Genomic DNA, 12571 nt, shown 5'->3' with positions numbered 1-12571 from the left:
CCGTGCGCGAAAAAATAACCCTCATTAACTATTTAGCGTGTGGATTACGCGTGGATTCACCGGAAAAATTGCGCATTAACAGTGCATAATCCAGCGTCAGATCCTGCGGAACAGGGATCCATACAGTATAACCGTCGCCAGGCGCAACCGGCATTGTCTCGCCTTTCGCGTTTTCCATCTGTGCCAGCGTAAAGTTGATGTTGCCCTGCGGGGTCATCAGCTCCAGGCTGTCGCCTACGGAGAATTTGTTCTTCACCGCCACCGCTGCCAGTTCGCCTTTACGTTCACCGGTAAATTCGCCCACGAACTGCTGACGTTCAGAAACCGAGTAACCGTATTCGTAATTTTGATAATCGTCATGTGTGTGACGACGCAGGAAACCTTCGGTGTAGCCACGGTGCGCCAGCCCTTCCAGCGTTTCCAGTAATTGCGGGTCAAACGGTTTGCCTGCCGCGGCGTCATCAATCGCTTTACGATAAACCTGTGCAGTGCGCGCGCAGTAGTAGAAGGATTTGGTACGGCCTTCAATTTTCAGCGAATGCACACCCATTTGCGTCAGGCGTTCGACATGGGCGATGGCGCGCAGATCCTTCGAGTTCATGATGTAGGTGCCGTGTTCGTCTTCAAACGCGGTCATGTACTCGCCTGGGCGCTGGGCTTCTTCAATCATGAACACCTTATCGGTTGGCGCGCCGATCCCCAGCGTGGGTTCAACGTTTTGCACCGGAATCGGCTCATATTTGTGGACAATGTTACCGACCACGTCTTCTTTGCCTTCCTGGACGTTGTACTCCCAACGGCAGGCGTTGGTGCAGGTGCCCTGGTTCGGGTCGCGCTTGTTGATGTAACCGGAAAGCAGACAGCGACCGGAATAGGCCATGCACAGCGCGCCATGAACGAAGATCTCAATCTCCATGTCTGGCACCTGATTGCGGATCTCTTCAATCTCTTCCAGCGACAGCTCGCGAGACAGAATCACGCGGGTCAGCCCCATCGAATGCCAGAATTTAACAGTGGCCCAGTTGACGGCATTAGCCTGGACAGAGAGGTGAATCGCCATCTCCGGGAAGTGCTCGCGCACCAGCATGATAAGCCCCGGGTCAGACATGATCAGGGCATCCGGACCCATTTCCACTACCGGCTTCAAATCGCGGATAAAGGTTTTCAGTTTCGCGTTATGCGGCGCGATGTTTACGACCACGTAGAATTTTTTACCCAGCGCATGGGCTTCATTGATGCCAAGCTGCAGATTCTCGTGATTGAATTCGTTATTGCGCACGCGCAGCGAGTAACGCGGCTGGCCCGCATAAACGGCGTCAGCGCCATAGGCGAAAGCGTAACGCATGTTTTTCAGCGTTCCCGCCGGGGAAAGGAGTTCCGGTTTAAACATAATGTTCTCGTTCTGATGACAGGTCAGATCCGCTTCACCTGATGAAGCGGGCAGAGGAGAGTCCTCACGTTAAGGGCGGGCATTGTAGCGCTGAGGGGCAGGGAGGTAAAGGGAAACGCCGGGCCCGATGAAGGGGCGTTATCGGGCAATATGATATGCCAGAGCGTCAGGCAATCCGGCAGGCATCTGCTTCCCAGCGATACCCGACACCATACACCGCCCGGATAAACGACTGTTCTTCGTCAAGCGCTTCCAGCTTGCGGCGCAGGTTCTTGATATGGCTATCGATGGTGCGGTCGGTGACCACGCGGTAATCATCATAGAGATGGTTGAGCAGTTGTTCGCGGGAGAAGACTTTCCCGGGTTCGTGCGACAGCGTTTTCAGCAGACGAAATTCGGCGGGTGTCAGGTCGAGTACTTTACCGTGCCAGGAGGCCTGGAAACGGCTTTCATCGACAACCAACGGGCTTTGGGCGTCTTGCTGCTGGAGTTCACGCAGCGGCTTACAGCGGCGCAGAATAGTCTTCACGCGGGCGACTACTTCACGCGGGCTGTAAGGCTTGCAGATGTAATCATCCGCGCCAATTTCCAGCCCCAGCAGACGATCGATTTCCTCAATTTTGGCGGTGACCATCACAATGGGCACTTCAGAGAATCGACGAATTTCGCGGCACAGCGTCAGGCCGTCAGTGCCTGGCAGCATCAGATCCAGCAGGATTAAATCCGGCGGCGTCTGGCGCACATACGGCAGAACCTGATCGCCATGGCTGATGAGCGACGGGGCATAGCTTGCGGCGCGCAGATAGTCGATAAGTAACTGTCCCAGCTTAGGTTCATCCTCCACGATCAGAATGCGTGGCGTGTTTTCATCAATGGGTAACTCAGTCATACTTCTCTCTGTAAATCGCGTTCCAGCGGTAACTCTACTGTAATGCTAACCCCACCAAAAGGCGAATGGGCCGCGCGGATGCGTCCATTATGCGCCTCGACAATCTTCACGCAAATCGCCAGTCCCAGGCCGGAGCCTCCGCTGGCGCGGTTGCGCGAACCTTCGGTGCGGTAGAATCGTTCGAACAGTTTCTGTAGCTGGTCGTCATTGACCCCCGGCGCGGAGTCGGCAAAGGTGAGAAAAACGCGCTTATCACGCTGTTCGGCGCTGATATGCAAACTCCCGCCACTGTCGGTGTAACGCAGACTGTTTTCCAGCAGGTTGTTGAATAACTGTATCAGGCGATCGCGGTCACCAAACACGCAGACGCTGTCGGGCAGCGTGAACTGTATCGACAGGCCGCGGCTGGCGAAACGTTCACGAAATGCGCCGCCTGCGACTTCCAGCAGGGGGATCAAATCCACGGCGGTTTTTTGATAGGCCAGCGCGCCTTCGTCAGACATCGAAAGCTGATGCAAATCGTCCACCAGCTTAGTGAGCGTGCCAACTTCTGCCTGGAGTGAGGCCACCGACTCCGGCGTGAATTTACGCACGCCATCCTGAATTGCCTCCAGTTCACCGCGCAATACCGCCAGCGGTGTGCGCAACTCATGCGATATATCGGCCATAAAATCCCGGCGCATCTGCTGGTTCTTTTCGAGCGTACTGGCGAGCTGGTTAAAGTCCTGTGCCAGTTTGCCCAGTTCATCCGCGCTGGTGGCGGTCACACGGGTGGTAAAATCGCCCGCCGCCAGCTTATGGGTGCCTTCCACCAGCCGTTTGACCGGGGCCAGCAGTCCACGCGCCAGAGGAAAAGTCGCCAGCGCGGCCAGCAGGGTAGAGAGCGCAACGATGAGCCAGCTTGTGCGCCGCTGCTGTTTGTCGAAATTAATGTCGGTGTTACGCGTCAGACGTTCAACCGGTGAGGCGATCACCGCGCCGACTTCCACACCGTTCACCATGATTGGGCGACGCGTACCGTCATGAGGAACGGGCGCGCGTGGGCCAACCAGCACAGTGGCATTCTGATCGACGACCCAAAACTGGGTCCTCCAACCGTGCGGCGGCATACCAGGGCCGGGCTTGTCATCACCTTTATCGTGTTCAAACGAACGGAGGAGCTGAAACACGAAGCGGTCATTGTTGCGCAGAAAGCGCCAGTTGCCGTGCAGTTCATATTGCTCGCCTAACGCGTCGCCGAGCAGCGTTAGCCGCTGTTCGTTGCCCTGTTTGATGTAATCAATGAAGCCGCGCTCGAAGCTCACCCGCACAGCCCAGTGCATTGTGACCAGGAGCACGATACAGGTGGCGAAAATCGCCAGAAACAGTTTGCCGGTAATACCGGGTCGCCACAGCTTCATCAGGTTCTCCTTTTGCGCCGGCCAATGACGACATTTTTATGCGTATCGTCAGGGACTCGGGCAAAGATAATCGCCGGCAGCGCGATGACAAAGGCCATGCACAGCCAGGTGTACATAAAGATGGTGTGCGATGCTCCGCTATCCGTGGTGATAAATTGCTGACCAAACATCCCCAGCAATAGCCCGGCCAGCGTGACGCCGATACTCATTGAGAGTTGCATAATCATCGACAGTAAACTGTTGCCGCTGCTGGCGAGATCGTCCGGGAGATCTTTCAGGGTCAGCGTGTTCATTGAGGAAAAGCGGGTTGAGTTCACCATTCCCTGCACAAACAGGATCAGCGGCAGGACGTAATATCCGCCCGCCAGAGCGGTGAACATAAACAATAGCGTCACCAGCGACAGCCCAAGCGTGGTGGCAACCAGCACCCGCCGGTAGCCAAAGCGGTTGACGACCTGCACGACAATCCGCTTCATCCCCATGCTGCCAAGCACCATCGGAATCATCATCAACCCGGCGTGAAACGGCGAGAAGCCAAGGCCAATCTGTAAAAAGACGGGCGTCATAAAGGGCAACATGCCGCTGCCGATGCGTCCGGCGAAGCTGCCGAACAGCCCCAGCGAGAAGGTTCGCGTATCAAACAGCCTGAGGCTAAAGAGGGCCCGTGGGTTATTGCGCGCGTGCTTCAGGTACAACAGAATGGCGGCGACGCCGACGACCGCCAGTCCACCCAGCGTCAGCGGCGAAATCCCCATCCCTTTACTGCCATCCAGCGCAATAGTCAGTACTGCCATGCCCGCGGCCAGGAGCAGAAACCCCGAAAGATCAAAGCGCCGGGTTTGCAGGGTGTAGTTTGGCATTAGCATCAGGGTGGCAATCGCCCCGACAATACCGACCGGCAGATTGATCAGGAAAATCCAGTGCCATGAGGCATATTCCACCAGGATCCCGCCCAGCGCCGGGCCAAGCAAAGGGCCAACCTGCCCCGGCAGCGTGACAAACGTCATTGCCGCCATGTATTGCTCGCGTGGAACGATTTTCATCACCGTCAGCCTGCCAACGGGCACCATCATTGCGCCTCCAACGCCTTGCAGGACGCGAGCCATCACCAGTTCGTTCAACGAGCCGGACCACGCGCAAAACAGTGAGCCCAGGGTAAACAACACAATGGCGGTGAAGAAGACATTACGCACGCCGACACGGTCTGCCAGCCAACCGCTGGCGGGCAGCATTACCGCCACGGTCAGCACATAAGAGACAATGACCATGTGCATATGCAGCGGACTTTCCCCGAGACTTTTCGCCATCGAGGGAAGCGCGGTATTGACGATAGTGGTATCCAGCGACTGCATAAAAAAGCCGAATGCCACTATCCATAATTGCCAGCGAGTGCTGCCAGGGAGTTCTGTCATGACTCAGTTATCGGTTTACGGTGTTTGCGCGAAAAACGCAGGCGCAAACGGTCAAAAAAGAGATACACCACCGGCGTGGTGTAGAGCGTTAACAACTGGCTCATCACCAGACCGCCCACAATGGTGACACCCAGCGGCTGGCGTAATTCGGAGCCATCGCCTCCTGAAAGCACCAGGGGTAGCGCGCCAAACAGCGCCGCCAGCGTGGTCATCATAATGGGGCGAAAGCGCAGCAGGCAGGCCTGAAAAATGGCTTGCTCCGGCGTAAGGTCGCCATGCCTTTGCGCATCCAGGGCGAAATCGACCATCATGATGGCGTTTTTCTTAACGATGCCAATAAGTAGCATGATCCCTATCAGGGCGATTAGGCTAAATGGGGCATCGAAAATTTCCAGTGCCAGAAGCGCACCGACCCCCGCTGAGGGAAGGGTGGAAAGGATAGTCAGCGGATGAACATAACTTTCATACAGTATTCCGAGCACGATATAGACCGTGGCGATGGCGGCGATAATCAGGATCACCTGAGCGTTCATCGTCTCCTGGAAAACCTGTGCCGTCCCCGCGAAGCTGCCGCGCACAGTGGACGGCACGCCAAGTTGCGTCATCGCCCGGTCAATCGCTTCGCTGGCTTCTGACAGCGAGGAGCCGGTTGGCAGGTTAAAGGACACCGTCGAGGCAGCCGACAATCCCTGATGATTCACCGACAGCGGCGCATTGGCTGGCTGCCATTTGGCGATTGCGGAGAGCGGTATCGCTTTGCCATCGCGATTAATGACAAACATTTTCTCCAGCGCGCTGATGTCCTGGGTGTAGCGCGGATCGACTTCCATCACCACTTTGTACTGGTTCATGGGCTGATAAATGGTGGAAATCTGCCGCTGACCAAAAGCGTTGTTCAACAGGCTGTTGGCGGCCTGAACGTCAATGCCAAGCCGCGACATGGTTTCACGATCGTAAACCAGATTCATCTCTGCGCCGTTATCCTGCTGATCGGAGTTCACGTCTGCCAGTTGCGGTAGGGCAGCCAGGGCTTTACGTATCTTCGGTTCCCATTCGCGAAGTGCTGCCAGATCGTCCGACAAGAGCGTGTACTGATAGTTGGCGTTGGACTGACGGCCGCCGACGCGAATATCCTGTACCGCCATCAGGAACAGATTGGCCCCCGGTTCTTTTGCCAGTTTCACCCGCAGGCGGTCGATGATGCGTTGTGCGCTCTCTTGACGTTCGGCCCGGGGTTTTAGCGTAATGAACATCATACCGCTGTTAACCCGCGAACCGCCGGTAAACCCGGTGACATTATCCACTGCCGGATCGTCGCGAATGATCTTCATAAAGTCCTGAAGCTTGCCGCGCATCGCCTGGAATGAAATGCTCTGATCGGCCTGAATGCCGCCCATCAGCACACCGGTGTCCTGTTCGGGGAAGAAAGTTTTCGGGATGGAAATATAGAGCCAGACGTTAAGCGCAATGGTGCCAAGCAACACTACGCCGACCAGACGCGTATGGTTGAGCACCCATTTCAGCGATTTACCGTATCCCTGTTGCAGCGCCATCAGCAGACGACCAAATCCGCGCAGGCGCTTTTGTTCCCGCGGCTGGCTGGATTTCAGCATCCAGCCGCACATCATCGGCGTCAGCGTCAGCGATACCAGCAGCGAGATACCAATAGCCACCGACAGCGTTACGGCAAATTCACGCAATAACCGACCCGGTAGTCCGCCCATCAGCAGCAGCGGCAGGAATACGGCCACCAGCGAAAGACTCATTGACAGTACCGTGAAGCCCACTTCACGTGTTCCTTGTAGCGCAGCCTGTAAGGGCTTTATTCCCGCTTCCAGGTGACGAGAGATATTTTCCAGCACCACGATGGCGTCATCGACCACAAACCCGGTGGCGATGGTCAGCGCCATCAACGACAGATTGTTGAGGCTGAAGCCGCACAGGTACATGGCGGCAAACGTCCCGATCAGGGAGACGGGAACCGCCACGGCGGGGATCAGCGTGGCGCGCCCGGAACGCAGGAATAAAAAGACCACCAGAATAACCAGCGCGACGGAGATCACCAGCGTTTGCTCGACTTCCTCCAGCGAAGCGCGAATCGTCGGCGAACGATCCTGGGCAATTTGCAGATCGATTGATGCCGGAATGGTGGACTGCAACTCCGGCAGTTTGGCCCGAATACTGTCGACGGTCTGGATAATGTTGGCTTCCGGGAGCTTGCGAATCATCAGCAAAATCGCCGGTTTCGCGTTGGTCATCCCGGCGTTGCGCACATCCTGTACCGAGTCTGTCACCGTGGCGACATCGCCCAGACGCACGGCTGCGCCATTATTGTAGTGAATAATAAGCGGTTGATAGTCAGCCGCCGTTTTCAGCTCGTCGTTGGTCTGAATCTGCCAGCGGTGGGTTATATCTTCCAGTGCGCCTTGTGGTCTGCGCACGTTAGCATTGCTGATGGCGGTACGGACATCGTCCAGCGAGACGCCCTGATGAAACAGCGCCTGCGGATTCAGCCCCACCCGCACGGCGGGAAGTGAGCTGCCGCCGACGTCCACATCGCCCACACCATCAATTTGCGCGATGATCTGTGCCAGTTGCGTGGAGGCGAAATCATACAATTCCCCCTGTGAGTAAGTCTCCGAGGTCAGCGTCAAAATCATGATCGGCGCATCGGACGGATTGGCCTTACGGTACGTGGGGCGGCTTGGCATCCCACTCGGCAGCAGGCTTTGCGCCGCATTTATCGCCGCCTGCACATCTCGCGCTGCGCCGTTGATATCGCGGTCAAAGTTAAATTGCAGGATGATACGTGTGCTGCCAAGGGAACTGCTTGAGGTCATTTCACTGACCCCGGCGATGCGTCCCAGCGAACGTTCCAGCGGCGTCGCTACCGAGGAGGCCATCGTTTCCGGTGACGCGCCCGGTAACGACGCGCTGACCATAATTACCGGAAAATCGACCTGCGGCAGTGGGGCGACAGGCAGCAGCCGAAAGCCCAGCACGCCGCACAGCGTAATGGCGAGCGAGATTAAAATCGTCGCCACCGGGCGGTAAATGAAGAGGGCGAAGAACTTCATTTACGCCTCCTCTTCCCGCTGAGAAAAGCGTTTTTTCATGTACAGCGACAGGCGATCAAACAACAGGTAGATGACCGGCGTGGTGAACAGCGTTAACACCTGGCTGACCAGCAGACCGCCGACCATGCCGATCCCCAGCGGACGTCGCAGTTCCGCGCCCACGCCGGTGCTGAGCATCAGCGGCAGTGCGCCTAACAGCGCCGCCAGCGTGGTCATCAGGATCGGGCGAAAACGCAGCAGACAGGCCTGGAATATCGCTTCGCGTGGCGGCATACCGTGTTCACGCTCAGCGGCAAGGGCAAAGTCGATCATCATGATGGCGTTTTTCTTCACGATACCGATTAGCAAAATAATGCCGATGATAGCGATGACATCCAGTTCGCTTCCGGCAATCATCAACGCCAGCAATGCGCCCACACCGGCGGTAGGCAGCGTGGAAAGAATCGTGATGGGATGAATAAAGCTTTCATACAGCACGCCGAGTACGATGTACATCGCCACCACCGCAGCGACAATCAGCCAGATGGTGTTGCCCAGCGCCGCCTGGAAGGCGAGGGTACTGCCCTGGAATTGCGTGGTGATATCAACCGGCAGATTTAACGCTTTTTCCGTATCCAGAATCGACTCTACCGCGTCACCCAGCGAATAACCGTCCGCAACGTTGAACGAAATGGTGGTGACCGGGAACTGATCCAGGTGATTGATGGAGAGCGGCGCAAACCTCTGTTCCACGCTGGCGATTGCGCTAAGCGGCACAATTCCGCCCTCACTGCTGGTCAGCCGGATGGCGTCCAGCGCCGCCAGTCCGGGCGTGTTTTCAGTATTGTGTTCTAACACCACGCGATACTGGTTTGCCTGGGTATAGATGGTGGAAATGAGTCGCTGCCCGAAGGCGTTATACAGCGCGTTATCGACATCCGCCATACTGATGCCCAGACGGCTGGCGCTGTCACGATCGACCTTCACGTAGGCCACCAGATCTTTGTCCTGCCAGTCGCTGCTGACGTCAGAGAGCTGTGGCAGTTGCTGTAATTTTTCCATCAGTTGCGGCACCCAGGTGCTGAGCGCATCCAGCGAGGTGGCTTGCAACGTGAACTGATACTGCGTGCGGCTCACCTGGGTATCAATCGTCAGATCCTGCGTCGGCTGAAGATAGAGGTTAACCCCTGGCACTCTCGCTACCGCATTCTGTAAACGGGGTATCACCTTTTGTACCCGATCGTCACGGTCGTCGAGAGGCTTCAGGTTGATTTGCAGACGCGCGCTGTTCAGCGACGGGTTGGTGCCATCGACGCCAATGAATGACGTCAGACTCTCGACCGCCGGATCCTGCAAAATCACATCGGCGACCTGGCGCTGACGCTGTGCCATGCTGGCGAAGGAGCTGGACTGCGGCGCCTGCAGCGTGCCCTGGATGATGCCGTTATCCTGGGTCGGGAAGAAGCCTTTTGGAATAAATACCCACAGCATGATACTGAGCAACAGAGTGCCCAGCGCCACGCTCAGCGTCAGCCACGGATGGTTCAGCACTTTCGCCAGCCAGCGACCATAACCGGCAATCACTCGGTCGAACATCTTCTCGCAGGCCTGGGAGAAGCGATTTTGTTTACGCAGTGATTCCTGGCTCAGCATTCTCGCGCACATCATCGGCGTCAGGGTCAATGACACCACGGCGGAAATGAGGATCGCCACCGCCAGCGTCACGGCAAATTCACGGAACAGGCGCCCCACAATATCGCCCATGAACAGCAGCGGGATGAGAACCGCAATCAACGAGAAGGTCAGTGAGATAATGGTAAAACCGATCTCTCCGGCCCCTTTTAGCGCCGCCGCCAGCGGTTTTTCGCCTTTCTCGATGTAACGAGAAATGTTCTCAATCACCACTATCGCGTCGTCCACCACAAAGCCGGTGGCGATGGTCAGCGCCATCAGCGTCAGGTTATTGATCGAGAAATCGAGAAAGACCATTACGGCGAAAGTGCCCACCAGCGACAGAGGAACGGCGACGCCCGGAATGATCGTGGCGGGGATATTGCGCAGGAACAGATAGATAATCATCACCACCAGCCCGATAGCCAGCATCAGTTCGAACTGCGTATCGCTCACCGAGGCGCGAATATTGGTGGTGCGATCGGAAAGCACCGTGACGTTTACCGATTTCGGCAGACTCTCTTTGAGCTGCGGCAGCATCTGATGAATGCGGTCGGCGGTGGCAATGATGTTCGCACCCGGCTGGCGCTGGACGTTCATCACAATGGCTTGCTCTTTATTTGCCCATGCGCCAAGCCAGCTATTTTCCGCCCCTTGTTCGACGGTAGCGACATCCCCCAGACGCACCGGGGCACCGTTCTGGTAGGCGATAATGAGCTGGCGATATTCATCAGCCGATTGCATCTGATCGTTCGCCGAGAGCGTGACCGCCCGGCTGGGGCCATCGAGACTGCCTTTGGCGGAGTTAACGTTCGCCCCGGTTATTGCGCTACGGACAGTTTCGCTGGTCAGCCCCAGCGCGGCGATGGCCTGCGCGTTCAGTTTTACCCGTACTGCCGGGCGCTGACCACCAGACAAGGTGACCAGACCGACACCGGAAACCTGCGAGATTTTCTGCGCCACGCGGGTTTCCACCATATCTTCCACCTGCGTCATCGGCATGGCGGTAGAGGTCACCGCCAGCGTCATGATGGGCGGATCGGCGGGATTAACTTTGCTGTACACCGGCGGGTTCGGTAAATCGTTTGGCAGCAGATTTGTGGCGGCGTTAATAGCGGCCTGCACTTCCTGTTCGGCGACATCCAGTGGCAGGGTAAGCTGGAACTGGAGGGTGACGACCGAGGCGCCGCCGGAACTTTGTGACGACATCTGCTTGAGGCCAGACATCTGACCAAACTGACGCTCCAGCGGTGCGGTAACGGCAGAGGTCATCACATCCGGGCTGGCGCCCGGATAAAGCGTCACGACCTGAATCGTCGGGTAGTCCACTTCCGGCAACGCGGAGACGGGCAGGAAACGATAACCGATGATCCCGGCGAGTAAAATCGCCACCATCAACAGCGTAGTGGCGACGGGGCGCAAAATAAACAGGCGTGATGGACCGCCCGTGCTGCCAGGAGGTAACACCTGCATCAGGGGCGCGCTCCTTTCTGACCATATTCACGGCTGGTCGCTTTCGCGTCGGTTGTGGGAGCGGTTTGTGCCTGCACAACGTCTACTTTCGCTCCTTCCGTCAGTCGGTCAATACCATCAGTAACAACGCGATCGCCTGCGGAGATCCCGGCGCTGATCACCACTTTCTGACTGTCCTGAATCCCCGTTTTAACCAGGTGCTTACTGACTTTGTTCTCATCATTCAGCACCCAGACAAAGTGGCCTTCGTTGCCCATTTGCAGAGCCGCGGCCGGAATGACCACCGCGTTGTGCTCGGTGTCGACCAGCATTCGGGCATTCACAAACTGGTTCGGGAACAGCGCATCATCCTGATTATTAAAGCGGGCTTTGACCTTGATTGTCCCGGTGGTGACATCAATCTGGTTGTCCAGACTGAGGAGTACACCGGCGCTGAGTTTCTTCGAATTGGTGCGGTCCCAGGCTTCAACCACCAACGGTTGCCCGCTTTTTTGTGCCTGCACTACCGTGGCGATATCGCTTTCCGGCAAGGTGAAAACCAGGTCGATAGGATGTGTCTGGGTGAGGACCACAATACCGGTGGTATCGCCGCTGGAAATCTGGTTGCCGACATCCACCTGTTTCAACCCGACGCGCCCATCAACGGGGGCGGTAATTTGGGTCCAGTCGAGCTGCAGTTGCGCGCTGGCTACGCTTGCCTCATCAGCTTTGAGGGTGCCTTCGGCTTCGCTCACCAGCGCCTGCTGGGCATCCAGCTCCTGGCGCGAGACTAAGTTCGTTTTGACCAGTTGCTGATAGCGCGCCAAATCACGACGGGCATTGGCCAGTGTCGCTTTGTCTTTAGCGAGTTGTCCCTGTGCCTGGGCCAGCGCCACCTTAAACTGGCTGGGGTCGATCTCTGCCAGCAGATCGCCAGCTTTAACCTGTTGACCTTCCTGAAAGTGCAGCGCCAAAAGTTGCCCATCCACGCGGCTGCGTACCGTGACGGTGTTGGCTGCGGTAATAGTGCCCAGACCGGTGAGATAGCGGGGTACCGCCTGTTCCGTCGCTGTCGCCGCCTGAACCGGGGCCAGTGGACCTGAGCGCATACCGCGACGGCCGGTGCCCGCAGCGGGCTTCGCTTGTCCGGTTGCGCCGGGCGCAGCGCCCTGCGGTTCGCTACGGTTCTGCCAGAACCAGAATGCGGCGATGGCCGCAATGATCACCACGATAGCTATCATCCAGCGGGATTGGTTACTGCCTTTCATCGTTATAAGTTTCTCATCCTGAAACGTTTCGCG

The 12571-nt window shown here is 57.1% G+C and carries 7 protein-coding genes; all 7 read right to left on the bottom strand.

What is annotated here, in order from left to right; genetic code table 11:
* Positions 1–28: 28 nt before the first annotated feature.
* Positions 29–1390 carry a tRNA 5-hydroxyuridine modification protein YegQ gene (gene yegQ, locus WB371_RS06275; protein WP_336219242.1) on the bottom strand — a complete coding sequence of 454 codons (1362 nt, stop codon included), beginning with the start codon at positions 1388–1390 and terminating at the stop codon, positions 29–31.
* 166 nt (positions 1391–1556) lie between these two features.
* Positions 1557–2279, bottom strand: coding sequence for a two-component system response regulator BaeR (gene baeR, locus WB371_RS06270; RefSeq protein WP_336219241.1), 723 nt, complete (start codon positions 2277–2279; stop codon positions 1557–1559).
* Positions 2276–3679, bottom strand: coding sequence for a two-component system sensor histidine kinase BaeS (baeS, locus tag WB371_RS06265; protein WP_336219240.1), 1404 nt, complete (start codon positions 3677–3679; stop codon positions 2276–2278). The genes baeR and baeS overlap by 4 nt, the downstream gene beginning before the upstream one ends.
* Complete coding sequence (locus WB371_RS06260) at positions 3679–5091, bottom strand: MFS transporter (protein WP_336219239.1); 1413 nt, start codon at positions 5089–5091, stop codon at positions 3679–3681. Before WB371_RS06260 ends, baeS begins: the two co-directional genes overlap by 1 nt.
* Positions 5088–8168, bottom strand: a complete 3081-nt coding sequence (gene mdtC / locus WB371_RS06255; RefSeq protein WP_336219238.1) for a multidrug efflux RND transporter permease subunit MdtC — start codon at positions 8166–8168, stop codon at positions 5088–5090. The genes WB371_RS06260 and mdtC overlap by 4 nt, the downstream gene beginning before the upstream one ends.
* Complete coding sequence (locus WB371_RS06250; protein ID WP_336219237.1) at positions 8169–11291, bottom strand: MdtB/MuxB family multidrug efflux RND transporter permease subunit; 3123 nt, start codon at positions 11289–11291, stop codon at positions 8169–8171. It lies immediately after the preceding gene.
* Positions 11291–12538 (bottom strand): MdtA/MuxA family multidrug efflux RND transporter periplasmic adaptor subunit, encoded by a 1248-nt coding sequence (locus WB371_RS06245; RefSeq protein WP_336219236.1) that lies wholly within the window; start codon positions 12536–12538, stop codon positions 11291–11293. The genes WB371_RS06250 and WB371_RS06245 overlap by 1 nt, the downstream gene beginning before the upstream one ends.
* Positions 12539–12571 lie beyond the last annotated feature (33 nt).

Origin of the sequence: Citrobacter amalonaticus (assembly GCF_037053465.1) — a bacterium.
GTDB lineage: Bacteria > Pseudomonadota > Gammaproteobacteria > Enterobacterales > Enterobacteriaceae > Citrobacter_A > Citrobacter_A amalonaticus_H.
This window is presented reverse-complemented; position numbering and strand designations above follow the sequence as displayed.